The organism is Fructobacillus sp. ESL1096 (assembly GCF_058511985.1).
In genome coordinates, this window is the sequence record NZ_CP196400.1 from 509,809 (window position 1) to 535,000 (window position 25,192).

Sequence of the window (25,192 nt, forward strand, 5' to 3'; positions counted from 1 at the left end):
TTTCTTAGATATATTACCAAACGTAAGCCAGCACTTCGCCACCGACTTGCTTAGCACGTGCTACCTTATCAGTTACAACACCATTTGATGTTGAAACGATGGCAATACCAAGACCATTCAAGACCTTTGGCATTTCTTCGGCCTTGGCGTACTTACGCAAACCAGGCTTTGAAACACGCTTAATACCAGTGATGACACGCTCTTGATCTTCTCCGTACTTCAAAAATACGCGGATAACACCTTGCTTGTTGTCTTCCAAGTATTCTACATCACGGATGAAACCTTCTTGCTTCAAGATCTCGGCAATGCTCTTCTTCATTTTTGATGCTGGAATTTCAACGGAAGCGTGACGCGCCATGTTGGCGTTACGGATTCGAGTCAAAAAATCAGCGATTGGATCAGTCATAGACATCTATCGATATCCTCCTTTTATATTTTGAACGTCATCAAGAATTTGACACGCTCTTAAGTGCTTTAGACACTTGTCGCAAACACTCAAAAACGCGCCACCCAAATGAGTGACCGCATTTTTAAATTACTTACTTGGCAAAAGGCATGCCCAAGCCAGAAAGCAATTCGAAACCTTCTTCGTCGTTTGCAGCAGTCGTTACAATAACGATGTCCAAACCACGAACACGGTTAACCTTGTCAAAGTCGATTTCAGGGAAAATCAACTGTTCACGGATTCCCAAAGTGTAGTTTCCACGACCATCAAAGGCCTTAGAAGAAACACCGTGGAAGTCACGAACTCGAGGCAAAGAGATGTTAATCAACTTGTCCAAGAATTCAAACATACGTTCTCCACGCAAAGTAACCTTTGTACCGATAGCCATTCCTTCACGAAGACGGAATCCGGCGATTGACTTCTTTGCACGAGTGATAACTGGTTGTTGTCCAGCAATCAACTTCAATTCTTCAACCGCTTCATCGAGGTTCTTTGAGTTTGAAACCGCATCACCAACACCCATGTTCAAAACGATCTTTTCGATCTTTGGGGCTTGCATTGGTGAAGTAAAGTTAAACTTCTTGATCAAAGCAGGTTGAACTTCATTAACATATTTTACTTTTAATTCATTTGCCATGATAATGATTTCTACCTTTCAAAATAGATTATAGCTTGTTTTAGCCTAGCACATTGCCAGACTTCTTAGCAAAACGTACTTTCTTGCCATCTTCAAACTTAAAGCCAACCTTGGTTGGTTCGTTAGTTGATGGGTCAATCAATTGTACGTTTGATGCGTGGATAGGTGCTTCGATATCGATAACACCACCCTGTGGGTATTCGTTAGAAGGCTTTTGATGCTTCTTAACGAGGTTTACGCCTTCGACAACGACACGGTTCTTGGCAGCAACAGTCTTAGTGATTGTTCCTTCCTTACCCTTATCCTTACCAGCGATGACGCGAACCTTATCACCTGTTTTTACAAACATGATTGGCTCCTCCTAGTAGTATTAAAGCACTTCTGGTGCCAATGAAACGATTCGCGTAAAGTTGTTGTCACGCAATTCACGTGCGACAGGGCCAAAAATACGCGTTCCAACTGGTGACTTGTCATCCTTAACGATAACAGCAGCGTTTTCATCGAAGTTGATGTATGAACCATCAGTCCGACGCACGTCAGATACAGTTCGTACGATGACAGCCTTAACGACGTCACCCTTCTTAACGTTACCACCAGGGATAGCTTGCTTGACAGTAGCAACAATCATGTCACCAATACCAGCAACCTTACGGCCAGAACCACCGAGCACTTTAATCGTCAAGATTTCACGTGCGCCAGAGTTATCAGCCACTTTCAAACGACTCTCTTGTTGAATCATGGTTCATCCTCCTTGTTAGCAATAGTTTACGACGATTGGATTAAAGTCCGATTAGAGGATAACTGCCTCTTCAACAACCTTTACCAAACGGAAGTGCTTCGTTGCAGACAAAGGACGAGTTTCCATGATTTCAACAATATCGTTCATCTTAGCGATGTTCTTTTCATCATGGGCCTTGAACTTCTTAGTATAGCGAACTCGCTTACCATAAACCGGGTGGTTGATATAAGTATCAACAGCAACAGTGATCGTCTTGTCCATCTTGTCAGATACGACACGACCGCGGTAAGTCTTACGAGCGTTACGTTCTTCACTCATTTTTCAGCTTCTTCCTTTCGTCTTATTTGTTGGCTTGTGCCAATTGTTGTGCACGAATGACAGTCTTCACACGTGCAATGTCCTTACGAACTTTTGAAATACGGGCCGTGTTTTCTAATTGACCAGTAGCCAATTGAAAACGAAGGTTGAACAATTCTTCCTTGAATTCGGCTTCGCGCTTTTGCAAATCCGCAAGTGACAAAGCTTTTAATTCATTTGCTTTCGTCATTATTCAGCCTCCCGAGCAATAATCTTTGTACGTACAGGCAACTTGTGTTGTGCAAGACGCAATGCTTCTAAGGCAACAGGCTTAGCCACGCCACCAACTTCAAACATTACCTTACCACGCTTAACTGGGGCAACCCATCCTTCGGGAGCACCCTTACCGTTACCCATTCGAACACCAACACCCTTAGATGTATATGACTTGTGAGGGAAGATCTTAATCCAAACCTTACCACCACGCTTCATATAACGGGTCATTGCAATACGGGCAGCTTCGATTTGACGGTTGGTAATCCAGCTTGAAGTCGTTGCTTGCAAGCCATAATCACCAAAAGCCACCGTCTTTCCACCTTTAGCTTCGCCACGCATGTGACCACGGTGTACACGACGGAATTTAACACGCTTTGGTACTAACATGTCTGCTTCCCTCCTTACTTGTTCTTCTTCTTTGGCAACACATCACCACGGTAGATCCAAGTCTTGATACCCAAGTTTCCGTAAGCAGTAGCTGCTTCGTCCCATGAATAGTCAATGTCTGCACGAAGTGTGTGGAGTGGAACAGTTCCTTCAGTATACTGCTCGATACGTGACATATCTGCCCCGTTCAAACGACCCGAAACAACAATCTTAATTCCCTTAGCGCCGGCACGACGGGCACGTTGGATAGCACCACGCATTGCACGACGGAAAGCGATACGACGTTCCAAATCACCTGCAACTTGCAAGCCCACCAAGTGAGCTGACAAATCAGGCTTCTTAATTTCAACGATATTGATGAAGACACGCTTGTGGCGTCCACGTTCGTCAACATTCGTTAACTTAGCTAATTGAGTCCGCAACTTTTCAACTTCGGAACCACCCTTACCAATAACCATTCCTGGCTTGGCAGTGTGCAAAGTCAAATCGATACGTGACTTAGTTGAGCGTTCGATTTCTACGCGATCAACTGAAGCGTCCGTCAAGTTCTCTTCGATGTACTTACGAATACGCAAGTCTTCAAGAAGTTGGTTAGAAAAGTCTGCCTTATCAGCAAACCACTTCGCATCCCAGTCACGGATGACACCGACACGGAAGCCAGTTGGGTTAATCTTTTGACCCATTACTTTTCCTCCTTCTCAGCAACCACAATCGTAATGTGGCTTGTGCGCTTGTTAATTGCAGAAGCAGAACCCTTGGCACGAGGACGGAAACGCTTAAGCGTTGGTCCTTCGTTGGCAAATGCTTCCTTAACGATCAAATCTTCACGGTCAAGTGAAAAGTTGTTTTCAGCGTTAGCAACTGCTGAGTTCAAAACCTTATAAATATCTTCAGTAGAAGTATTAGGCAGGAACTTCAAAATTGCGAATGCTTCGTTGACATTCTTCCGACGAATCGTGTCAAGAACTAAGCGCGCCTTACGAGGGGCAACGCGAACGATCTTGGCGGTCGCCCGAGCTGATGTTACTTGTTCAGCCATTTTTCATTTCCTCCTTACTTAGTCTTCTTATCGTCGTTCTTGTGACCCTTGAACGTACGCGTTGGCACAAATTCACCTAACTTGTGACCAACCATGTCGTCTTGGACATAAACTGGAACGTGCTTGCGGCCATCATAGACTGCAATTGTAAATCCGATAAAACTTGGGAAAATTGTTGAGCGACGTGACCATGTCTTGATCACTGACTTCTTTTCTTGGTCCGCTTGGGCCTCAATCTTCTTAAGCAAGTGTGGGTCCGCAAATGGTCCCTTTTTTAAACTACGAGCCATTAGTTATCTCCTTCCCTTACTTACTCTTCCGACCGCGAACGATGAACTTGGTTGAGTTCTTCTTCTTATCGCGAGTCTTCTTACCAGCAGTCTTCTTACCCCATGGAGAAAGTGGACTTGGACGACCAACAGGGGCCTTTCCTTCACCACCACCGTGTGGGTGATCGTTAGGGTTCATTACAGAACCACGAACGTGAGGACGCTTTCCACGCCAACGGTTACGTCCGGCCTTACCCCAGTTGATCAATGAATGTTCTGAGTTACCAACTTCACCAATAGTGGCGCGGTTAGTGCTCAAAACCAAACGTACTTCACCTGAAGTCAAACGAACGATAGTGTACTTACCATCACGTCCCAAAATTTGAGCAGAAGCTCCAGCGGAACGTGCCAATTGACCACCCTTACCGTTCTTCAATTCGATGTTGTGAATCAAAGTACCTTCAGGAATAGCACTCAATGGCAAGGCATTACCGACCTTAATGTCGGCATCAGAACCAGATTGAACCTTATCGCCAACCTTAAGTCCCTTAGGCGCCAAGATGTAGGCCTTGATACCGTCTTCATAAACGAGCAAGGCGATGTTAGCCGTACGGTTTGGATCGTATTCGATTGCCTTAACCGTTGCGAACTTGTCGTCCTTGGTACGCTTAAAGTCAATAATACGGTAGGCTTGCTTGTGTCCACCAGCCTTGTGGCGAACTGTCATGCGACCTTGTGCGTTACGCGCACCGGTCTTTGACTTCTTTGCCAACAAACTCTTTTCGGGCGTTGACTTCGTGATTTCTGCAAAATCAGAAGTCGTCATGTTACGACGTCCGTTAGAGGTTGGCTTGTATTTCTTGATAGCCAATGTCTTATCCTCCTATTAAAAATTAACCTTCGTTAAAGATTTGAATATCTTTTGAGTCAGCCTTCAAAGTAACGATAGCCTTCTTCATCTTACGAGTGAATCCAACATAACGTCCTTGACGCTTCTTCTTACCGCGAACATTTGCGGTATTCAAACGTGCAACTTGTACATCGAAGATTTCTTCGATAGCACGCTTGATTTCTGGCTTAGTGGCCCGAACATCAACTTCAAATACATAACGCTTCATTTCTGTTTGCGCCATTGAAGCTTCGGTAATGATTGGGCGGCGGATAATATCGCGTGCATCCATTAGGCAAGACCTCCTTGGATTTCTTCGATCGCTGCTTGAACAACCACCAGCTTATCAGCGTTAACAACGTCCAAGACGTTGATACCGTTTGTTGTCATCACTTGAACGTTTGCCAAGTTACGAGCTGACAACAAAGCATTTTGGTTACCTTCATCAACGATTACCAAGGCCTTTGAATCAACAGCCAAGTTTGTCAAAACTTCTTTGAAGTTCTTTGTCTTAGCTTCATCAAATGCCAAAGCATCAACTACGACCAACTTGTTGTCAGCCAACTTTTGTGACAAAGCTGACTTCAAGGCTAATTGATAAGCCTTCTTGTTGATCCGGTAAGAGTAAGAACGTGGGGTTGGGCCGAATACGATTCCACCACCACGCCATTGTGGCGCGCGGATAGAACCTTGACGGGCACGACCAGTTCCCTTTTGCTTCCATGGCTTACGTCCACCACCAGAAACAGCGGAACGGTTCTTAACCGCATGCGTTCCCTGACGCATTGATGCGCGTTGCATCAAAACTGCATCAGTAATCACAGCATTGTTTGGTTCAACGGCGAAAACTGCTTCGTTTAAGTCCAAGTCAGCAGCCTTTGAACCATCTTGCTTTAATACAGCAACTTTTGTCATGATTGATTGTTCTCCTTTCTATAAAGTATTAAGCTTCTTCAGCCTGAGCTTCAGCAGCTGGCTTTGCGCCGGCCATCTTCACTTCAGGGTGCTTAGCATTTGTCTTAACAGTTGACTTGATTGTCAAAAGTGACTTGTTTGCTCCAGGGACGTTTCCCTTCAACAACAACAAGTTGTTTTCAACATCAACGTGAACAATCGCAATATTTTGCATTGTCCGCTTTTGGTTACCCATACGACCAGGCAAGAGCTTACCCTTAAATACCCGGTTGATGATAGCACCCATTGAACCTGGGCGACGGTGGTAACGAGAACCGTGACTCATAGGACCACGTGATTGACCCAAGCGCTTAATAGCACCTTGGAAACCATGTCCCTTAGTAATACCGGTAACATCAACATATTCACCGGCTTGGAAAGTGTCAACAGCAATTGCATCCCCAACGCTGTATTCGCCTTCCGCATCACGGACTTCACGAATGTAGCGCTTAGGGGCTGTGTTGGCTTTTGCAACGTGGCCTTGTTCAGGTTTGTTTGACAAAATCTCGCGCTTGTCTTGGTAACCCAACTGCAAAGCATTGTATCCATCAGTTGCTTGCGTCTTAACTTGCAAAACAACGTTTGGAGTAGCTTCAACAGCAGTCACGGCGATCAATTCACCAGATTCAGTAAAAACCTGAGTCATACCGACTTTACGGCCTAAGATACCTTTAGTCATGACTAATCTCCTTCATTTCATCGCTAAACTATTTTATCTAGCGGGGTGGTACTTTAAATTAGAGCTTGATTTCAATTGCAACACCAGCTGGCAATTCAAGCTTACGCAATGCGTCGACTGTCTTGTCAGTTGGGTTCACAATATCGACCAAACGCTTGTGAGTTCGCATTTCGAACTGTTCACGAGCATCCTTGTACTTGTGGGGTGAACTAAGCACCGTGTACAATGTCCGTTCAGTAGGCAAAGGAATCGGACCGGCGATTTCTGCGCCAGTACGCTTTGCTGTTTCAACAATCTTGTCTGCTGATTGGTCCAAGATACGGTGTTCGTATGCCTTCAAGCGGATACGGATCTTCTTTTGTGCCATTTTCGTGCCTCCTCGTTGATTTTGTAAATCAGCTAACTCCGATCAAAAACCGACAACACCATTTGCGGTGTTTTGCGCGCCCTTGGCAACGCGGCCGCGCGTGTCGCAACCTTAATCATCATCGCTAAACGTTGATACACCAGTCTTTTTGAGGGGTTTGCATCGGCAACCCCAAAAGGCGTACTTGAATATAATAGCAGAAAAACCCTTGACTAGCAAGGGTTTCTACGGATTTATTTTATTTTTTAGCAATTTTCTTTCGTTTAGAATCGATAATATTTTTTATCGTAATCACTGCTTTTAAGAAAAATTATTTATTTGAAAACTCTTACAGGTTTTACCTATCAAAAAATCAATGAGATCTTCATTTTATGACGATCGTGAAATCTTGAATTCTAGGAAAGCGTCATTATAGCGTTGCGTCCACTCTTGATTAAAAGTTTGATAAACCTGCAGTCGGTCCAGTGTCGCAGCGGATGGATAAAAGGCTGGATCGGACTTCTCCTCAGCTGGCAACAGCTCATAGGCCCCCTTGTTTGCCGTTGCATAACCAACGTATTCGGCATTTTGTTTAGCATTTTCAGGTTTATTTAAGAAGTTAATCAATGCGTAGGCCGCATCCTGATGCTTGGCATTCTTTGGAATCACCAAGTTATCAAACCACTCGTTGGAACCATCTTTCGGTACCAAATAAGCCAAGTCCGAGTTTTGTGACATTGCCTGCGCCGCTTCCCCAGAGTATGTTACCCCGATACTAGCTTCTCCCTGAGCCATATAAATCTTGAGCTCATCGGCCACAATGGCTTTGACATTTGGCATCAGAGTATCTAACTTTCCCTTTGCCGCTGCCAAATCAGCAATATTTTGGTCATTAACAGACTTGCCTTGTGAAATCAGGGTCATCCCCAAAATATCACGGGCTGAATCGACCAACATAATTTGTTTCTTGAATTGTGGTGACCACAGTTTCGACCAGGTATCAATCTGATCAGCACTCACCTTTTTCTTATTATAGAGAATACCCAACGTCCCCCAGAAATATGGAACGGAGTATTTGTTGTGTGGATCAAAGGTCTGATTTAAAAAGCGGGAATCAATATTGCTCATGCCGGTAATCTTGGACTTGTCCAATGGGGCTAATAAGCCTTCTTGGGCCATCTTATCCACCATGTAATCGGATGGAACCGTTAAATCATAATTGGTCCCCCCCTGCTTTATCTTGGTGTACATGGCCTCATTCGAGTCAAATGTCTGATAGTTCACCTTATAACCAGTCTCTTTGGTAAACTTTATCAGTAAATCAGGATCGATATAATCACCCCAATTATAGAAGTTTAAGACTTTTTCGCCACTGACCTCATCCTTACGACTATTATCAAAAACCGCCTTTCCGGCTACCAGGCCAACAACAACCAGTAAAATGGCTAAAATACTTAAAAAAACTTTTTTCATTTAACCTTCCCCCTTAGTTCCGGACTCTTTTGGCGCTGATTTAACCGGTTAATAAAGTAGTAGGCCACAGCAATAGCCAAAGAAAAGAGAAAAATCAGAGCCGATAAAGCATTAATCTCTAATGAAACCCCCTGACGAGCTCGCGAATAAATTTCGACAGCTAACGTCGAAAAACCGTTTCCAGTGACAAAAAAAGTCACGGCAAAGTCATCCAATGAATAGGTCAAGGCCATGAAAAAGCCCGCCACAATGCCCGGCGTAATCGCTGGAATGGTGACCTGCCCCAAGACCTGAGTTGGGCGAGCCCCTAAGTCCTGAGCGGCCAAAACCAAATCCGGGTTCATCTCCTGCAATCGAGGCAAGACCATCAAAACCACAATTGGAATAGAGAAAGCAACATGGGCCAGCAAAACAGTGGCAAAGCCCAGTGAGAACTTCAAGGTCGTAAAGAGAATTAAGAATGCTGCCCCAATGATGACATCGGGCGAAACCAATAAGACATTATTCAGGGAAAGTAGAGTGCCTTTAACCGTTCGCCGGTGCACACGAAAGATGGCTAGTGCACCCAAGGTCCCAATAATGGTTGCTAATAAAGCGGACAGCAAGGCAACAATTCCAGTTTCAAAAACAATATCGATTAAACGAGTGTCCTGCCACAGTTCGCCATAATGCTTAAAGGAAAAACCAGCAAAGCCCTGCATTGTTGTTCCCGCATTAAAAGAATAGAAGACGAGGTACAAAATTGGCAAGTAAAGAATCAAAAACATCACGATCAAATATGGGGTTCTGATTTTTTTCATGACCGACCTCCCTTCTGCTTATCCTGTGTCAAAAGCATCGTAATCACCATCGCTACAATTAAGATTACTCCAATCGTCGATCCAAAAGCCCAGTTTTGAGTCACTAAGAAATGCTCTTCGATTGCTGTACCTAAAGTAATCACCCGATTACCACCAATCAGACGGGTAATCATAAAGAGTGACAAACTGGGGATAAAGACCGCTTGAATACCGGCTTTTACCCCAGGCATTGATAGAGGCCAGATGACTTTTTTTAAAGTTTGCCAGGAACTCGCTCCAAGGTCACGACTAGCAGCCGCCAACAATGGGTCGATATCACTTAAAACATTAAAAATCGGCAAAATCATAAAGGGAAGCTCAACATAGGCCGCCACTAAAAGAAAGGACCAGTCAGTAAAAAGTAACTGTATGGGGTGAAAGCCAACCGCTGTCAAAGTTGAGTTGACTAGCCCACCTTGCCCTAATAAACCAATAAAGGCATAGGTTTTCAGCAACAAGTTAATCCAAGTTGGCAAAATGACGAGCAACAACCAAAACTGCTTATTTTTCAGGGTTGTCAAAAAATAGGCGGTTGGATAAGCAAAAACCAGTGTTATGACAGTAATTAAAAAGGCGTACCAAATTGAATTAAAGGTCATGGCCAAATAGGAACCTGAGGTAAAAAAAGCCTGATAATTTGCCAGCGTGAAATGGTGGTTTTGATCCTGCAACGACTCAAAGAGGAGCAAAAAAAGCGGTAACACTACAAAGCCGACGAGCCACAGACCATAAATTCCAAGATAAGCAGAGGTAAAACCCCGCTTTTGTTTTTTAAAAGACAGTGCCATTAGCCTTGTCCTCCCGATTGTGACTGACCATCCTGAGCAGCTTGCAAAGCCTCTTCGGCCTCTTCTTCACCGTAGGATTCCAGCCGGGCATCAAAGGCAGCTTCACTTTCGTTATAGCGCATAATGTGAATATCTTCAGGGTCAAAAGTAAGGCCAACCCGAGCACCAACGGTAGCCGGATTGGTCGCCTGAACCTGCCAGGTATTCATATCATCATCAACGGCCGTAATTTCGTAATAGTCCCCACGGAAAAGTTGGTCTTGAATAGTCACAACTAATTTACCGTTGGCCGGGTCAGTCAAATCCAAATCCTCCGGACGCAAAACGACTTCGACCCGCTCGTTTGGCCGCATACCGGCATCAACGTTTTCAAAATCTTTACCGACAAAATGAACTAGGTAATCACGTTTCATAATGCCAGGAACAATATTGGTTTCCCCAATAAAATCAGCAACAAAGTGATTAATTGGTTCATCGTAAATATCTTCTGGCGTCCCATTTTGTTGGATTAAACCATCATGCATGACAAAAATCCAATCGGACATTGCCAGGGCTTCTTCCTGGTCGTGCGTCACAAAAACAAAGGTAATCCCCAGGCGCTTTTGGATATTACGCAATTCCTGCTGTAATTCCTTACGCAGCTTATAATCCAAGGCGGACAAGGGCTCATCCAAGAGGAGCACTTCAGGGTCGTTGGCCAAAGCACGAGCGATTGCGACACGCTGCTGTTGACCACCTGAAAGTTCACTGATTTCCCGGCGCTCAAAACCTGATAGCTTAACCAAACCAAGCATTTCCCGGACCTTATCTTGAATGTCCTTTTCAGCCATCTTCTTTAAACGCGGACCGAAGGCCACATTATCAAAGACATTCATATTTGGAAAAAGGGAATAATTCTGAAAGACCGTGTTCACCCGTCTTCTTTCAGCCGGTACATCATTGATGACCTGTCCCTCAAAAAAAATTTTGCCCGCATCGGCTTGTAACTGACCAGAAATCAGTTTCAGAATCGTCGATTTTCCAGAGCCAGATGGGCCCAATAGTGTATAAAACTTCCCTGATTCTAAGACCAAGTCAATTTCCTTTAATACTGCCGTATCACCAAAAGATAAGGCGACTTTGGCAAACTCAAGAATCGGCATCTTTTCAACCATGTTACTTCTCCAATCATCATTGCCACCATCTTACAACAAATGAGACAACAGACCAAACTTTAAAATTTTATCAAAAACAAAAAACCAGGTTGCTAAGCAACCTGGTTTTCAGACAATGAGTGAAAGAAACAATTAAGCTTCCTTACCTTGTGCTTTGATAATTTCTTCTTGAACGTTCTTAGGAACGGCTTGATAGTGGTCAAAGACCATCTGGAAAGTACCACGTCCTTGCGTTGCTGAACGCAAAGTCGTTGCATAACCAAACATTTCTGACAAAGGCACTTGGGCCTTAACAGCCAAAACAGGTCCACGGTTTTCTTGTCCTTCAATCAAACCACGACGTGCAGAAACGTGTCCCATCACATCACCAAGGTTTTCTTCAGGAACAACGACATCAACAGCCATGATTGGTTCCAAAATAACGGCACCGGCAGTCTTTGAAGCTTCCTTCAAAGCCAATGAAGCGGCAATCTTAAAGGCAGCTTCAGAAGAATCGACATCGTGGTAAGAACCATCGTACAACTTGGCCTTCAAATCAACCAATGGGAAGCCAGCCAAAGGACCAGCGTTCAAGGCATCCTTCAAACCTGCTTCAACAGAAGGAATGTATTCACGAGGAACAACACCACCGACGATGGCATCTTCGAATTCGAAGCCAGCACCCTCTTCGTTTGGTGAGAATTCAATCCAAACATCACCATATTGTCCCTTACCACCAGACTGACGCTTGAAGAATCCACGCGCCTTAACATCCTTGGTGAAGGCTTCACGGTAAGCAACTTGTGGAGCACCAACAGTGGCTTCAACGTTGAATTCACGCTTCATACGGTCAACCATGATATCCAACTGCAATTCACCCATTCCGGCGATCAAAGTATCACCAGTTTCCTGGTTAGTAGTTGCACGGAATGAAGGGTCTTCTTCAGCCAACTTCTGCAAAGCAGTCGCCAACTTGTCTTGATCGGCCTTTGTCTTTGGTTCGATGGCCAATTCAATAACTGGTTCTGGGAATTCCATTGATTCAAGAATCAATGGGTGATCAACAGCAGTCAAAGAGTCACCAGTAGTCGTGTTCTTCAAACCGATCGCAGCAGCGATATCACCTGAGAAGACTTCTTCGATTTCAGTACGTGAAGTAGCGTGCATTTGTAGCAAACGACCAACACGTTCACGGGTATCTGAAGAAGTGTTTTGTACGTATGAACCAGATTGCAAAGTACCAGTATAAACACGCATAAATGTCAAACGACCAACGAATGGATCCGTCATGATCTTGAAGGCCAAGGCAGCAAATGGCTTTGAGTCATCGGCAACCAAGTCAACTTCTTCATCAGTCTTAGGGTCAGTTGCGACATAAGGACGAACTTCTAGAGGACCCGGCAAGTAATCAACAACGGCATCCAACATCATTTGAACACCCTTATCCTTGTAGGCTGAACCAGCCAAAACAGGATAGAATTCCAAATTCAATGTGGCGCGACGGATAGCGGCCTTCAATTCAGCGATAGAAATTTCTTCACCTTCAAGGTACTTTTCCATCAATTCTTCATCAACATCAGCAACGGCTTCAACCAAAGTTTCGCGCTTTGCTGTAACGATGTCTTGGTAGTCTGCTGGGATTTCACGTGGTTCCCAATTTGAACCCAAGTCATCAGTAGGCCAGTAAGCCTTTTCTTCGATCAAGTCAATAACACCTTCGAAGTCATCTTCGGCACCAATTGGCCATTGAATCGCTTCGGCATTAACTTGCAAACGTTCGTGAATTGAGTTAACTGACATTTCAAAATCAGCACCCAACTTGTCCATCTTGTTAACGAAAACAATTCGGGGAACGTTATAAGTCGTTGCTTGGTGCCAAACAGTTTCAGTCTGTGGTTCAACACCAGCAGCACCATCCAACACGGCTACGGCACCATCCAAGACACGCAAGGCACGTTCAACTTCGATTGTAAAGTCCACGTGACCTGGGGTATCGATGATGTTAACACGGAATGGGTTCTTTTCGTATTGGTCGAAGAATCCACGCCAAACCGCAGTAGTAGCGGCTGATTGGATCGTGATTCCACGTTCCTTTTCCTGTTCCATGAAGTCCATTTGTGAAGCACCATCGTGTGTTTCACCAATTTTGTGAATCTTACCTGTATAGTACAAGATTCGTTCTGTCGTCGTCGTCTTACCGGCATCGATGTGGGCCATGATACCGATATTACGAGTGTGATCAAGCGGGTATTCACGCTTTGCCATGATGATCTCCTAATTTTTTATCCTAGTTGCAACAAAAAGCGAGCAATATTTGTTCGCTTTTTTAAAAATTATGAGCCTATTAGCAGGCCCGTAAAAGCGAAACAAAATCCACTTTTACGAAAATCCTACCAACGGTAGTGTGCGAAGGCACGGTTGGCTTCAGCCATCTTATGTGTGTCTTCACGCTTCTTAACAGAAGCACCGTTTTCGTTGGCTGCGTCAATAATTTCCTTAGCCAAACGTTCTTCCATTGTGTGTTCGTTACGCAAACGAGCGTAATTTACCAACCAACGCAAGCCCAAAGTAGTCCGACGGTCTGGACGAACTTCGATTGGCACCTGGTAGTTAGATCCACCAACACGGCGGGCCTTAACTTCCAAAACTGGCATGATGTTTTCCATTGCTTGTTCAAAAACTTCCAATGGTTCGTTACCAGTAGTTTCCTTGATACGGTCAAAAGCTGCATACAAGATAGTTGAAGCAGTTCCGCGCTTTCCATCAACCATCAACTTGTTGATCAAACGGGAAACTAACTTTGAATTGTAAATTGGGTCAGGCAAAACTTCCTGACGCTTCGTATAACCTTTACGTGGCATGAGTTGTCCTTTCCTTACTTCTTAGGAGCTTTCGTTCCATACTTTGAACGTGAAGTCATACGGCCGTCAACTCCGGCAGTATCCAAGGCTCCACGAATAACGTGATAACGCACACCAGGCAAATCCTTAACACGACCACCACGGATCAAAACAACCGAGTGTTCTTGCAAGTTGTGACCAATACCTGGGATGTAAGCAGTTACTTCGTACAAGTTTGACAAACGTACACGAGCGTACTTACGCAAAGCTGAGTTAGGCTTCTTTGGTGTCAAAGTTCCGACACGAGTCGCAACTCCACGCTTTTGTGGGGCAACATTGTTTGTTGCCTTCTTCTTCATTGAGTTGTAGCCGAAGTTCAAGGCTGGTGACTTTGACTTAGTCGCTTGAGACTTACGTGACTTACGAACCAATTGGTTAATTGTAGGCATCCTACTATACTCCTTCATTCTTGTTTTTTTCACAGTTCCAGGCGTATCACTTTTGTCCATAAACAAAAGTGCTCCCGGAAGTCCTGCTTCGACTTGCCTTTACACAGGCCTTTTGTCGGTTTTACCCGTGCAAAAGGACTAATGACTTAAAAGCACGTTGAATATAATAGCAGGTTTAGAGCTAAAGTCAAGGGCTTTTACCCATTTTTTAAAGGTTAGTTGCACTTTTTTGGGGCCGACTTTCGTCTAACTCCCCATGACTAACATTCTACTATATTTAACCAACTTAATCATCGTCTCGCTGATTTTTTGCCTGGCCGACCGCACCAGCCAAAATCATTCCTTGTGGACAAAGCGTTCATACTGTTTCCATTGTCACCATGCTCTTTTTTGGTATGACCTCATGCCCGTTTTTTCAGGTTGGCTTTTAAAAGGGCGCTGTCGATACTGCCAGCGCCACTTTGCCAACTGGCGATCACTAGTTTTCCTGGAAGGCACTCTTCCCCTTCTTCTCACGGCGCTCTTTCACCATCATGACCTATGGATTCTTTGTTCTGCTTACGTTGTCCTTTACTTGGCCAAAGAAGATTGGGCCACAATGACCTGCTCCGCATGGTTAGCTTGGTTGTGGGTCGCTCTCTTAATCTCGTTTGTTCACCATCCCTATCACGGTTGGATTCTCACTATCTTAATTATTTTAGTCCTATGGCTGACATACCGTGGTTTTCTTGGTTCGGGCGACATACCAGTTTTAGCAATTGGCTTCTTTTCTCTAACTGAGCAGGTCCTGCCCCTTTTCTTACTCTGCTCCAGTACTAGCGCCCTAATTTATTTAGCATGCCACAAAAAAAATCAGCAAAGACGCCTCCCCTTCATCCCCTTCTTGTTTGTCGGTTTTGTTTTTGCAGTACTGCTTAGCCCTTTTCTGGTATAGGTTTTTATGATAAAAATAATCGCTCACACAAAAAGAGGTCAAACCCCTGGGGGCTTCACCTCTGTTAGCAAAAGCTCGATTTACCTAGTCTTTTGAATACCGGCCAGCAGATTTTTTACCATTCTGGTCGCCATTTGTTGCCCTACTCTTGAACGAGTTCGTCCTTTTTTTCGGGCATTTCATATTTCTTAATCTTCAACTTAATCTGACCATGCTGCGCACCGATTGTGACAATATCTTCCGTGGTAATCTCACCGTCTAAAAGCGCCTCTGAAAGCTTATCTTCAACCTCGGTCTGAATCACCCGTCGAACTGGGCGGGCACCGTATTCGCGGTCATAACCCGCATCAGCGATGGCATCAATCGCAGCCATTGTCATCTTAACCTTAATACCTTGTTCAGCTACTCGACGAAGCAAAGACTTGGTCATCAGGCGCACAATCTGTCGAACCTCATCCTTGGTCAAGGCATCAAAGACCAAGACTTCATCAATTCGATTGATAAATTCTGGACGGAAAGTTTCCTTGACCGTTTCGCGAATTTTGCCTGCGACGGCTTGGTCATCATTTTTCAAATCAGTTGAACCAAAGCCAAGCATCTTCTCGTCCCGCAACCGAGTTGCGCCCAAGTTCGAAGTCATGATAATCACGGTATTACGGAAGTTGACCTTACGCCCCTTCGCATCCGTCAAAAAGCCATCATCAAAGACCTGCAACATTAAATTAAAGATGTCTGGGTGGGCCTTTTCCACCTCATCCAAAAGAACAATGGAATAAGGATGGTTGCGCACCTGTTCCGTCAATTGACCACCTTGGTCATAGCCAACATAGCCTGGGGCTGAACCAATTAGTCGTGAAGCGGAATACTGTTCCTGATATTCGGACATATCAACCCGAATCATGTTGTCCTCTGAACCAAACATGATCTCGGATAGGGCCTTGGCTAACTCGGTTTTACCAACACCAGTTGGGCCCAAAAATAGGAAAGTGCCAATTGGCCGGTTCGGATCAGACAAGCCTGAACGTGACCGGCGAATGGCACGGGCAACGGCTGAAACGGCCTTTTTCTGGCCAATGACCCGCTTGCCCAATTCCTTTTCCAGGTTCACTAAATGGTCGGATTCTGCTTTTTCAACCTGAGTCAATGGTACCCCGGTTTGCTGAGAAATCACCTGAGCAATGTTGGCCGGCGTCACCTTCAAACCAAAGCTTTGGTCCTTTTCTTGCTTCTTTTCCTTGCGAAGCAATGCCCGGTCAATTTTCTTGCGCAAGCCCATTTCTTTCAAGCGCAAATCAGCGGCCTTTTCAAAGTCCATTGCCGCAATCGCCTCATCCTTGGCCTGTTGAACCTTGACTAGTTCAACCCGGTCCTTGTGGAGTGGCGTGGCCCGATCAACGTCGTCAATTCGCACTTTCGCTGCCGCTTCATCCATCAAATCAATGGCCTTATCAGGTAAGAACCGACCGGTAATATACCGTGATGATAGATTAACGGCTGCCTCAACAGCTGCTGGTTCAATATCAACCTGATGAAAGTTCTCAAACTTCTTTTTAATGCCGTTCAAGATGGTGATTGCTTCGGCCGTTGACGGCTCATTAATTGTTACCTGAGCAAACCGGCGTTCCAAAGCAGCATCAGACTCAATGTACTGCTGATATTCATCAAAGGTAGTCGCACCCAACATTTGCAAATCGCCACGAGCAAGGGCAGGTTTGAGGATGTTGGCTGCATCAATGGCTCCCTCGGCGCCACCAGCACCAACAAGAGTATGCAGTTCATCAACAAAAAGAATTACATGCCCATCCGCTTCAATTTCTTCGATGACCTGCTTAAGGCGGCTTTCAAATTCCCCACGATACTTAGTACCCGCGACCAATGATCCCATATCTAAGGCCATTAAGCGCTTTTTCTTCAAAGAATCCGGTACCAAACCGGCCACAATTCGCTGCGCCAAGCCTTCAGCAATGGCGGTCTTTCCAACACCTGGCTCACCAACTAAAACGGGGTTGTTCTTCGTCCGCCGTGACAAAATTTGGACGACACGTCGAACTTCAGTATCACGACCAATGACGGGGTCTAGGTTTCCTGCCTTAGCAACTTCCGTCATATCTCGAGCTAATTTATCCAAGGTGGGCGTGCCCAGTTCCTTGGCTTTCTGCTGCTTTGCTCGTTTACGTAAATCAGTCACGCCCAGGCGCCGCAAGATTGCCTTGTTCATGTCTTTCAAGTTGACGTCTAAACCAATCAAAATCCGTGATGACAGGATACTTGCATCCTGGAGCAGTGATAAGAGCAAGTGCTCCGTTCCCACTTCAGCCTGGCCCATCAAGTCAGCTTGATCGGCTGCCCACTTCAAAATCGAAGCCGCCTTGGGTGAATATGGTAAGTAGGATTGCTGGTTAGCATCCTGGTCCATTCCGTAGCCCGTAAACCGTTCGATTTCCTCTTTGATTTTGTCACTATTGATGTTAAATTCAGCCAAAACTTTAGCCGCCACGCCCGCTTGTTCCAAAGACAAGGCTAGGAGTAGATGTTCAGTTCCAACAGCACGGTGTTGAAAATACTTTGCTTGGTCTTGTGCCAACGACAAGACATTTTCTGCAGAGCTAGTATACTTGTTTTCCATTTTCCCTCCTTATATCATAACGGGGAATGTCAAATCCGATATTGGTACATATTATAACGCAAGTTCTTTTTTTCGGAAATAATTCTGAAATAAGAAAAAGAAAACCAAGGGCATTCCTGGTTTTCTTTTCTATGTTTTAATCTGGGTTCTTAAGACTTAGTTGCCACTGAAGATAAGCATTAATCAATGGGTCTAAACCGCCATCCAAAACTTCTTGTGGCTGGTTACTTTCATAATTGGTCCGGTGGTCTTTAACCATCTGATAAGGGTGCATGACGTAAGAACGAATCTGAGATCCCCAGCCGTTTTCCATCTTTTCCCCTGACAAAGCTGCCCGTTCAGCTTCCTGCTTCTCCAACTCTAACTGGTAGAGTTTTCCCTTCAAGAGACGCATAGCATAATCACGGTTGCCATATTGTGTTCGTTCAACGGTCGAGGAAACCACGATTCCTGTTGGTTCGTGGGTCAAACGAACCCCCGTTGAAACCTTATTGACGTTTTGTCCTCCCGCGCCACCGGAGCGGAAGACATCCATCTTAATGTCATCATCGCGAACTTCGACCTCAATACTGTCGTCCAATTCTGGCATCACATCAACAGAAACGAAAGATGTGTGGCGGCGGCCAGCGGAATCAAAGGGTGAAATTCGAACAAAGCGATGAACGCCCTTTTCAGATCGTAAAAAGCCGTAAGCATTGTGACCAGTAATCTTCAAGGTTGCTGAATCAATCCCAGCTTCATCACCGGCATGATAATCCAAAACATCAACCTTAAAGTCATGTGCTGAAGCCCAACGGGTATACATCCGATACAAGTTTGCACCCCAATCAGTTGACTCGGTTCCACCAGAACCAGGATGAATTTCCAAAATAGCATTGTTGGCATCGTATTCGCCTGTCAACAATTGTTCAAGGTTATAGGCCTCAACATCTTTTTGTGTCTTTTCAACCAAGTTCGTTAATTCCTCTTGGCTGTCTTCATCCTCGGGGTCTTCTTCCACCATCTCGATTAAGACTTCGATTTCATCCGCCTGTTCGGATAGGTTCAAGAAAGAATCACGCCGATTCTTCAAGACATTGCTTTGCTCAATGATTTTTTGAGCCTTTTCTTGGTCATCCCAAAAACCTGGTTCTGTCATTTGGTATTCAAAATCAGCAATCTCTTCTGTTAGCGCATCCAAGTCTAGCGTTTTGGCAAAACGTTCGATATCCTCTTGGATCGCTGTTAGCGCCTGTTTGGCTGCCACTTTCTCCATGGCGGGTCCTCCCACATAAGAAAAGCGAACTGAGCGTTCGCTTTTTATTTATGCTGTTAAGTTCGTACGAATCTCAGCCTTCATAAAGGTCCGAGTAGCATCGTATTCGATATCAGCAATCATTCGATTAAAGTTTGCAAAGGCTTCGTTTTGGTACTCCACCAATGGATTTAACTGGCCATAACCACGTAATCCGACACCTTGGCGCAAACGATCCAAGGCATCAATGTGATCCGTCCAGTGTTGGTCAACTGTCCGCAAGATAACGATACGTTCAAAAGCCAACAATTGCTCTTCGTCCGGTAAGTCTTGCTTCTTTTCAGCCAGGTTATCAAGGGCCAAGCGGTACAAGCGGTCCTTGATTTCTTGACGGTTCAAGTTTTGCAAACGAACAGCACCAAGGTTCTTAGATGTTAATGACGTTTTCACAAAGGCGGAAAGGGCATCCAAATCCCATTCCTTTTGATCCTTACCCGGTGTTTGGGCATCGACAACACGGTCGATCGTTCGCTTAACCATCGGCAACAAAACGTCATCCAATTTCTTCTTTTCATCCAAAACTTGGTCACGCTCACGATAAATCAGCTCACGTTGCTCTCGAACCACATCATCATACTGTAAGACATTCTTACGAGTATCATAGTTGTTTCCTTCAACTCGCTTTTGAGCTGATTCGACCGAACGAGTAATCCAGCGGTGGGTAATCACCGTGTCTTCGTCATCCATGTTCATTCGTTGCAACATTGCCCGCACTCGTTCTGCACCAAAACGAATCATCAAGTCATCTTGCAATGACAAGAAGAATTGTGAAGATCCATGGTCTCCCTGACGACCAGCACGACCACGCAACTGGTTATCAATTCGACGTGATTCGTGCCGTTCTGTGGCAATCACAGCCAAACCACCCAAGTCGTCGATTCCAGGGCCTAATTTAATATCAGTTCCACGACCGGCCATGTTCGTTGCCACCGTAACAGCCCCACGTTGGCCAGCATTAGCGATAATTTCAGCTTCCTTCTCGTTGTTCTTGGCATTCAAGACATTATGTGGAATCTTATGAGCAGTCAGCAACTTCGCCACTAATTCAGAAGATTCAACTGATCCGGTTCCCAACAAGACGGGCTGACCCTTCTTGTGCAGTTCCGCTACCTTATTGATAACCGCGTTAAACTTAGTCTTCAATGACGGGTAAAGCAAATCAGGCAAGTCCTGACGTTGGATTGGCCGGTTCGTTGGAATTTCGACGACCTCCATGTTATAGATTTCGCGTAATTCTTCTTCTTCAGTCTTGGCCGTTCCAGTCATACCAGACAACTTCTTGTACATTCGGAAGAGGTTCTGGTAGGTAATTTGGGCCATCGACTTATTCTCTTCACGAACCTCAACGCCTTCCTTGGCCTCGATGGCTTGGTGCAAACCATCTGACAGACGGGTCCCTTCTGAAATACGGCCAGTTGATTGATCAATTAGCTTCACTTCACCGCCTTGAACAACATAATCCTTGTCGTTCAAGTAGTTAAAATTGGCGCGCAGAGCTTGGTCAACATGGTGGGTCAAAGCCGTGTTTTGCGCATCGTACAAGTTATCCAGGTTAAAGAAGACTTCAGCATTTTTAATTCCTTCACTCGTTAATGAAGTATTCTTGCTTTCTTCATCGACCTTATAGTCTTCTTCACGAGTTAAGGTCTTAACAAAGCGGTCAACCTGTTGATACAAAGGTGAGACCCCTGAACCAGGACCAGAAATGATCAATGGTGTTCGTGCCGTATCAATCAAAATTGAATCCGCTTCATCAATCAAAGCGTAGTTCAAACCACGTTGCATCACCCGGTCTTCTGCCCGAGTCACCATGTTGTCACGTAGGTAGTCAAAACCAATATTGAAGTTTGTTGAATACGTGATATCAGCGTCGTAAGCAGCTCGTTTTTCATCAGGAGCAGCATCGCCAACGTTAACACCAACAGTCAGACCTAACCAGTTATAAAGTTGCCCCATTTGTTCAGCATCACGCTTTGAAAGATAATCGTTAACCGTGACAACATGCACACCCTGACCGGCCAGTGCGTTCAAATAGACCGCCATTGTGGCCGTCAATGTCTTTCCTTCACCGGTCTTCATTTCAGCTAAGTTTCCACCATGCAAAACGATGGCACCCATGATTTGCACTCGGTATGGATAAAGACCCAAAACACGTTTAGCAGCTTCTCTTGCCACCGCGAAGGCTTCTGGCAAAAGCGCATCCAGCTCTTTAGCCGTTGCTTTTTGTTTTTCAGCTGCAGTTGTCTTCCCAGCTAAAGCTGTTTGAATTTGAATTTGAAAATCTTGCGTCTTCTTTTGCAAGGCTTCATCAGACAGGGCAGCAACAGTGTCTGCGTATGACTCTACCTGGTCAGCAACCTTTTCAATCTTTTTTAATTGACGCTTCGAATTGTCGTAAAGTTTACGGACTGGATTAACCATGCTTGTATCGGTGACCGTTAAAAAAACGGACACACTCCCTTCATCACAAAATGTTCATTAAAATTTAAGAATACTACAGTTTAGTATAGCAAAAAAGCCGTGGGAATAACAGACTTGGCAGTCTGAAATCAACCAACAGCTTGGTTTTTTCTTAATGATGTGGCGTTGCCTGCAATGTTTTTTGGCCACCCAAATATGGACGCAAAACTTCTGGAACCGTCACTGTTCCATTTTCATTTTGGTAGTTTTCCAAAATGGCGGCCACTGTTCGACCAACGGCCAAACCGGAACCATTCAAGGTGTGAACCAATTCCAACTTACCGTCTTCATTCCGGTAAGTAATGTGCATCCGGCGTGCCTGGAAATCACGAGTATTTGATACAGAAGAAATTTCACGGTACATGCCTTGAGCTGGCAACCAAACTTCTAAGTCATGGGTCTTAGCAGCTGAGAAGCCCATGTCTCCTGTTGACAGCGTAATCACATGATATGGCAAACCTAATTTTTGTAAAATACTTTCAGCATTATTCGTCATCTTTTCCAGTTCCTGATCAGATTGATCAGGTTTAGCAAACTTAACCATTTCAACCTTATTAAACTGGTGCAAACGAATTAGCCCACGCGTATCACGACCCGCAGCACCAGCTTCCTTTCGGAAAGATGGTGACAAAGCAGTGATCGAAATTGGCAAATCTTCTGTAGGAATCGTTTCACCCGCATAGTAATTTGTCAAAGATACTTCAGCCGTTGGAATATAAGTTTGATTCAGACCCTCCACTCGGTAAGCGTCATCTTGGAACTTAGGATACTGACCGGTTCCAAACATTGCCGAATCGTTAACCACGATGGGCGTAATCATTTCAGTATAACCCTCTTCACGGTGTTGATCCAACATGAAGTTATACAAAGCCCGTTCCAAACGCGCACCATCACCAACATAGTACAAGAACCGCGCCCCAGAAACCTTGGCACCACGTTCAAAGTCTAAGATACCTAAATCTTCACCAATTTCGTAATGCGGCTTCAACCATGCTGGTGCTTCTGTCTTGACCAGTGGACGACCTTGGTAATCCGCTGGTTCCCAGGTTCTGATTTCAACATTGGCTTCTTCATCAGGACCAACTGGGACATCATCTTCGGCAATATTTGGCAAGTGTGCCGCCTGATCCTTAACCGCTTGGTCTAAGCCCTCTAACTCTTGGTCGAGATTTTTGATTTCCTTTGCGACGGCCTGCATTTCCTGAATAGCGGCCGATGCATCCTCTTTTTGGCGCTTAGCAAAAGCAATCTTGTCAGATGCTTCATTACGCTTAGCCTTGAGTTCTTCAACCTTGGCAATCACATCGCGCCGCTTTTGATCTGCGGCTAACAAATCAGCTAAGACACCTTCTTGCACACCACGATCAGTCAACTTTTGTGTTGCAACTTCTTGATTCTTTCGTAGGTATTTCAAATCTAACACGTTTGTTCTCCTCTTTGGATAATAAAAAGCGCCTTTTCATCCAACTATTCCTAGTCAAGGGACGAAAAAAGCGCAATCCGTGGTACCACCCTAGTTCTGCAAAACATGCAGCACTCAATTAAAGCCTGATAACGGTGGTAAACCGAGCGACATTACTCGCTAACGTAAATCTGTCGGAGTTTCGATATGACTCTTTTCACCATCCAGAGCCTCTCTATGTTGATCTACTTATAACAGAAATTTGCTTAGGTTTAGTATAGCGATTTTCATCCAAAAAGGCAAGACAGGGCGACGAACAATCACTAAAAAACACAAAAAAACAAAAACAGCTGGACATGAATTAACTAACCGGTCAAATGTTTAAAGTATTCGCCATTTGGCAAACAAAACAAATAGTTAAAGAAACAAACTGACAACAGACCATCAGGAATCACATTCTACAAAAAAAGAAGACCGAAGTCTTCTTTGTCATGGGCCATCCAGGACTCGAACCTGGGACCTCTGCGTTATCAACACAGCGCTCTAACCAACTGAGCTAATGGCCCATCGTTTCGGCTCTTTGCCTAAGCGAATGACGGGAATCGAACCCGCATAGCCAGCTTGGAAGGCTGGAATTCTACCATTGAACTACATTCGCATCTTTTCTGGGTTCCCCCAATGGCGCTGGACGGAATCGAACCGCCGACACATGCAGCTTCAATGCATTGCTCTACCAACTGAGCTACAGAGCCAACTTTTCTTTTTCAGAAAACGGTCACAACGGGATTCGAACCCGTGATCTCCTGCGTGACAGGCAGGCGTCCTAACCAACTAGACCATGCGACCAATTGCGGGAGTAGGATTTGAACCTACGACCTTCGGGTTATGGGCCCGACGAGCTACCGAACTGCTCCATCCCGCGATAATATTATTTTTGGGGCTCAACCCGTAAGGAGAATGGGGGATTCGAACCCCCGCGCCGGTTTCCCGACCTGACGGTTTTCAAGACCGTTCCCTTCAGCCAGACTTGGGTAATTCTCCATGTTCTTTCAATCCACTTCCATGGACCATGTTGGACTCGAACCAACGACCGGACGGTTATGAGCCGTCTGCTCTAACCAGCTGAGCTAATGGTCCCAGCTCGAGTCATCGCGGCAGGGGGAATCGAACCCTCGACCTCTCGGGTATGAACCGAACGCTCTAGCCAGCTGAGCTACACCGCGATACTTTGCTGTAGTACTCACAGCGATCGGGACGACAGGATTCGAACCTGCGACCCCCTGGTCCCAAACCAGGTGCTCTACCAAGCTGAGCTACGTCCCGCTTTCTTTTTGGACTTTTCGCCCTAGACCTTTTGGGGGCCTTATGCACCTAGCAGGAGTCGAACCTGCAACCTTCTGATTCGTAGTCAGACACTCTATCCAATTGCGCTATAGGTGCATTATGCCGGCGACCGGGATCGAACCGGTACGATGTTTCCATCGCAGGATTTTAAGTCCTGTGCGTCTGCCTATTCCGCCACGCCGGCATCCAAGCGAACGACGGGATTCGAACCCGCGACCCCCACCATGGCAAGGTGATGTTCTACCTCTGAACTACGTTCGCATAATCATGCCGACTAAAGGATTCGAACCTTCGACCCCCGCTTTACAAGAGCGGTGCTCTACCAGCTGAGCTAAGTCGGCTGGATTGCCCGACGCGGCGTGCATATCTTGGCCTTCGCCAATGGACGATACAGGGATCGAACCTGTGACCCCCTGCTTGTAAGGCAGGTGCTCTCCCAGCTGAGCTAATCGTCCAAAATAAAAAAAGAAGTTCCCTTCTTTTTTATATGTATCGGCATCGCGTCGTCCTATCCTCGCAGCCAGCGTTCCGGCAACTACTTTCGGCGCTATAGAGCTTAACTTCTGTGTTCGAGATGGGTACAGGTGGTTCCTCTATGCCATCAACACGACACCTTTGAGCTTTTACACTCAAAACTAAATAATCCTTACTCT

General features: G+C 45.3%; 27 protein-coding genes, 14 tRNA genes and 1 rRNA gene. 1 reads left to right on the plus strand and 41 read right to left on the minus strand.

Annotated elements, in window-relative coordinates; genetic code table 11:
* Positions 1-13: 13 nt before the first annotated feature.
* The 22 genes from rpsH to rpsL all read right to left on the minus strand — a co-directional run bounded on the left by rpsH (position 14) and on the right by rpsL (position 14,479).
* A complete protein-coding gene (gene rpsH, locus ACSYSR_RS02310) occupies positions 14-412 on the minus strand; it encodes a 30S ribosomal protein S8 (protein WP_047975014.1) in 399 nt (132 codons plus the stop codon).
* Between the two features lie 127 nt (positions 413-539).
* Entirely contained in the window at positions 540-1,082 is a 543-nt protein-coding gene (gene rplE / locus ACSYSR_RS02315) for a 50S ribosomal protein L5 (protein WP_047975015.1), read from the minus strand.
* 40 nt (positions 1,083-1,122) lie between these two features.
* A complete protein-coding gene (rplX, locus tag ACSYSR_RS02320; RefSeq protein ID WP_047975016.1) occupies positions 1,123-1,431 on the minus strand; it encodes a 50S ribosomal protein L24 in 309 nt (102 codons plus the stop codon).
* 21 nt (positions 1,432-1,452) lie between these two features.
* On the minus strand, positions 1,453-1,821 hold the full coding sequence (gene rplN / locus ACSYSR_RS02325; RefSeq protein ID WP_047975017.1) for a 50S ribosomal protein L14: 369 nt from the start codon (positions 1,819-1,821) through the stop codon (positions 1,453-1,455).
* 51 nt (positions 1,822-1,872) lie between these two features.
* Positions 1,873-2,139 (minus strand): 30S ribosomal protein S17, encoded by a 267-nt coding sequence (rpsQ, locus tag ACSYSR_RS02330; RefSeq protein ID WP_252774365.1) that lies wholly within the window; start codon positions 2,137-2,139, stop codon positions 1,873-1,875.
* A gap of 22 nt (positions 2,140-2,161) precedes the next feature.
* Entirely contained in the window at positions 2,162-2,368 is a 207-nt protein-coding gene (gene rpmC, locus ACSYSR_RS02335; protein WP_059377827.1) for a 50S ribosomal protein L29, read from the minus strand.
* Positions 2,368-2,781 (minus strand): 50S ribosomal protein L16, encoded by a 414-nt coding sequence (gene rplP / locus ACSYSR_RS02340; protein WP_047975020.1) that lies wholly within the window; start codon positions 2,779-2,781, stop codon positions 2,368-2,370. The genes rpmC and rplP overlap by 1 nt, the downstream gene beginning before the upstream one ends.
* 14 nt (positions 2,782-2,795) lie before the next feature.
* The gene (gene rpsC / locus ACSYSR_RS02345; protein ID WP_047975021.1) at positions 2,796-3,464 is read right to left on the minus strand and encodes a 30S ribosomal protein S3; all 669 of its coding nucleotides are present in this window, start codon (positions 3,462-3,464) and stop codon (positions 2,796-2,798) included.
* Entirely contained in the window at positions 3,464-3,820 is a 357-nt protein-coding gene (rplV, locus tag ACSYSR_RS02350; RefSeq protein WP_010691186.1) for a 50S ribosomal protein L22, read from the minus strand. The genes rpsC and rplV overlap by 1 nt, the downstream gene beginning before the upstream one ends.
* A gap of 14 nt (positions 3,821-3,834) precedes the next feature.
* Complete coding sequence (gene rpsS, locus ACSYSR_RS02355; protein WP_047975022.1) at positions 3,835-4,110, minus strand: 30S ribosomal protein S19; 276 nt, start codon at positions 4,108-4,110, stop codon at positions 3,835-3,837.
* 16 nt (positions 4,111-4,126) lie between these two features.
* Entirely contained in the window at positions 4,127-4,960 is an 834-nt protein-coding gene (gene rplB / locus ACSYSR_RS02360) for a 50S ribosomal protein L2 (protein WP_252774366.1), read from the minus strand.
* 22 nt (positions 4,961-4,982) lie between these two features.
* The gene (gene rplW, locus ACSYSR_RS02365) at positions 4,983-5,270 is read right to left on the minus strand and encodes a 50S ribosomal protein L23 (protein WP_047975024.1); all 288 of its coding nucleotides are present in this window, start codon (positions 5,268-5,270) and stop codon (positions 4,983-4,985) included.
* Complete coding sequence (gene rplD, locus ACSYSR_RS02370) at positions 5,270-5,893, minus strand: 50S ribosomal protein L4 (protein WP_252774367.1); 624 nt, start codon at positions 5,891-5,893, stop codon at positions 5,270-5,272. Before rplD ends, rplW begins: the two co-directional genes overlap by 1 nt.
* Before the next feature lie 28 nt (positions 5,894-5,921).
* A complete protein-coding gene (gene rplC / locus ACSYSR_RS02375; RefSeq protein ID WP_047975026.1) occupies positions 5,922-6,611 on the minus strand; it encodes a 50S ribosomal protein L3 in 690 nt (229 codons plus the stop codon).
* A 58-nt stretch (positions 6,612-6,669) separates the two neighbouring features.
* On the minus strand, positions 6,670-6,978 hold the full coding sequence (gene rpsJ / locus ACSYSR_RS02380) for a 30S ribosomal protein S10 (RefSeq protein ID WP_047975027.1): 309 nt from the start codon (positions 6,976-6,978) through the stop codon (positions 6,670-6,672).
* A 369-nt stretch (positions 6,979-7,347) separates the two neighbouring features.
* Positions 7,348-8,430 carry an ABC transporter substrate-binding protein gene (locus tag ACSYSR_RS02385; protein ID WP_489816235.1) on the minus strand — a complete coding sequence of 361 codons (1,083 nt, stop codon included), beginning with the start codon at positions 8,428-8,430 and terminating at the stop codon, positions 7,348-7,350.
* Positions 8,427-9,230 (minus strand): ABC transporter permease, encoded by an 804-nt coding sequence (locus ACSYSR_RS02390; protein ID WP_489816234.1) that lies wholly within the window; start codon positions 9,228-9,230, stop codon positions 8,427-8,429. Before ACSYSR_RS02390 ends, ACSYSR_RS02385 begins: the two co-directional genes overlap by 4 nt.
* On the minus strand, positions 9,227-10,057 hold the full coding sequence (locus tag ACSYSR_RS02395; protein WP_252774370.1) for an ABC transporter permease: 831 nt from the start codon (positions 10,055-10,057) through the stop codon (positions 9,227-9,229). The genes ACSYSR_RS02390 and ACSYSR_RS02395 overlap by 4 nt, the downstream gene beginning before the upstream one ends.
* Positions 10,057-11,211, minus strand: a complete 1,155-nt coding sequence (locus tag ACSYSR_RS02400; RefSeq protein WP_489816233.1) for an ABC transporter ATP-binding protein — start codon at positions 11,209-11,211, stop codon at positions 10,057-10,059. Before ACSYSR_RS02400 ends, ACSYSR_RS02395 begins: the two co-directional genes overlap by 1 nt.
* A 132-nt stretch (positions 11,212-11,343) precedes the next feature.
* Positions 11,344-13,455, minus strand: a complete 2,112-nt coding sequence (gene fusA / locus ACSYSR_RS02405; RefSeq protein WP_252774372.1) for an elongation factor G — start codon at positions 13,453-13,455, stop codon at positions 11,344-11,346.
* Between the two features lie 125 nt (positions 13,456-13,580).
* Positions 13,581-14,051, minus strand: a complete 471-nt coding sequence (gene rpsG / locus ACSYSR_RS02410; RefSeq protein ID WP_047975033.1) for a 30S ribosomal protein S7 — start codon at positions 14,049-14,051, stop codon at positions 13,581-13,583.
* Between the two features lie 14 nt (positions 14,052-14,065).
* Positions 14,066-14,479 (minus strand): 30S ribosomal protein S12, encoded by a 414-nt coding sequence (gene rpsL, locus ACSYSR_RS02415; protein WP_047975034.1) that lies wholly within the window; start codon positions 14,477-14,479, stop codon positions 14,066-14,068.
* A 256-nt stretch (positions 14,480-14,735) separates the two neighbouring features.
* Between rpsL and ACSYSR_RS02420 the strand changes: the two genes are divergently transcribed.
* Entirely contained in the window at positions 14,736-15,413 is a 678-nt protein-coding gene (locus tag ACSYSR_RS02420; protein WP_489816232.1) for a prepilin peptidase, read from the plus strand.
* A 142-nt stretch (positions 15,414-15,555) separates the two neighbouring features.
* Here the strand turns inward: ACSYSR_RS02420 and ACSYSR_RS02425 are convergent, their stop codons facing one another.
* From ACSYSR_RS02425 to rrf, 19 genes are all read right to left on the minus strand, one after another.
* Positions 15,556-18,039: an ATP-dependent Clp protease ATP-binding subunit gene (locus ACSYSR_RS02425; RefSeq protein WP_489816231.1), complete on the minus strand. Its 2,484-nt coding sequence runs from the start codon at positions 18,037-18,039 to the stop codon at positions 15,556-15,558.
* 136 nt (positions 18,040-18,175) lie between these two features.
* Positions 18,176-19,294 carry a peptide chain release factor 2 gene (prfB, locus tag ACSYSR_RS02430; protein WP_489816230.1) on the minus strand — a complete coding sequence of 373 codons (1,119 nt, stop codon included), beginning with the start codon at positions 19,292-19,294 and terminating at the stop codon, positions 18,176-18,178.
* Positions 19,295-19,342: 48 nt separating this feature from the next.
* Entirely contained in the window at positions 19,343-21,754 is a 2,412-nt protein-coding gene (gene secA / locus ACSYSR_RS02435; RefSeq protein ID WP_489816533.1) for a preprotein translocase subunit SecA, read from the minus strand.
* 151 nt (positions 21,755-21,905) lie between these two features.
* Positions 21,906-23,216: a serine--tRNA ligase gene (gene serS, locus ACSYSR_RS02440; RefSeq protein ID WP_489816229.1), complete on the minus strand. Its 1,311-nt coding sequence runs from the start codon at positions 23,214-23,216 to the stop codon at positions 21,906-21,908.
* Positions 23,217-23,687: 471 nt separating this feature from the next.
* Positions 23,688-23,761: transfer RNA gene (locus ACSYSR_RS02445), tRNA-Ile, on the minus strand.
* A 21-nt stretch (positions 23,762-23,782) separates the two neighbouring features.
* Positions 23,783-23,853, minus strand: a tRNA-Gly gene (locus ACSYSR_RS02450).
* 21 nt (positions 23,854-23,874) lie between these two features.
* Positions 23,875-23,947: transfer RNA gene (locus tag ACSYSR_RS02455), tRNA-Phe, on the minus strand.
* Between the two features lie 20 nt (positions 23,948-23,967).
* Positions 23,968-24,041: transfer RNA gene (locus ACSYSR_RS02460), tRNA-Asp, on the minus strand.
* Positions 24,042-24,043: 2 nt separating this feature from the next.
* Positions 24,044-24,117, minus strand: a tRNA-Met gene (locus tag ACSYSR_RS02465).
* A gap of 29 nt (positions 24,118-24,146) precedes the next feature.
* A tRNA-Ser gene (locus ACSYSR_RS02470) sits at positions 24,147-24,236 on the minus strand.
* A gap of 22 nt (positions 24,237-24,258) precedes the next feature.
* A tRNA-Ile gene (locus ACSYSR_RS02475) sits at positions 24,259-24,332 on the minus strand.
* Between the two features lie 12 nt (positions 24,333-24,344).
* Positions 24,345-24,418 (minus strand) — tRNA-Met (locus tag ACSYSR_RS02480).
* Positions 24,419-24,444: 26 nt separating this feature from the next.
* Positions 24,445-24,518 (minus strand) — tRNA-Pro (locus tag ACSYSR_RS02485).
* A gap of 43 nt (positions 24,519-24,561) precedes the next feature.
* Positions 24,562-24,635: transfer RNA gene (locus tag ACSYSR_RS02490), tRNA-Arg, on the minus strand.
* 4 nt (positions 24,636-24,639) lie between these two features.
* Positions 24,640-24,723: transfer RNA gene (locus tag ACSYSR_RS02495), tRNA-Leu, on the minus strand.
* A 5-nt stretch (positions 24,724-24,728) separates the two neighbouring features.
* Positions 24,729-24,800 (minus strand) — tRNA-Gly (locus ACSYSR_RS02500).
* Positions 24,801-24,807: 7 nt separating this feature from the next.
* Positions 24,808-24,880, minus strand: a tRNA-Thr gene (locus ACSYSR_RS02505).
* 41 nt (positions 24,881-24,921) lie between these two features.
* Positions 24,922-24,994: transfer RNA gene (locus ACSYSR_RS02510), tRNA-Val, on the minus strand.
* Positions 24,995-25,034: 40 nt separating this feature from the next.
* Positions 25,035-25,151 (minus strand): 5S ribosomal RNA (rrf, locus tag ACSYSR_RS02515).
* Between the last annotated feature and the right edge of the window lie 41 nt (positions 25,152-25,192).